This window comes from Bacillus sp. SIMBA_026 (assembly GCF_046535335.1).
GTDB classification, from domain to species: domain Bacteria; phylum Bacillota; class Bacilli; order Bacillales; family Bacillaceae; genus Bacillus; species Bacillus velezensis.
Map to the genome: position 1 here is coordinate 1 of NZ_JAWRWX010000497.1, position 234 is coordinate 234.

General features: G+C 68.8%; 1 protein-coding gene. It reads right to left on the reverse strand.

What is annotated here, in order from left to right:
* The coding region (locus SB847_RS22305; protein WP_410578954.1) for a hypothetical protein at positions 1-213 on the reverse strand (213 nt) is incomplete at its 3' end.
* Between the last annotated feature and the right edge of the window lie 21 nt (positions 214-234).

Genomic DNA, 234 nt, shown 5'->3' on the forward strand with positions numbered 1-234 from the left:
GGTGGTCATCCGCCGGAAGCACACCAGGACCGCTGCCACCACCACGCCCACCAGGGCCGCCGGCAGCACAGCGATGTCCGAGAAAACCAAACCGGCCAAGGGAGCCATGAGTCCGGCCATCACCACGCCCAAGGGGGCGACGATCCGGTCCGGCCAACGGATGATGCCCACAAGCAGTGCGACGGCGGCGCTGAAGCCGGCCACCAGCGCCATCTCCTGCACCCCGTTGAAGCG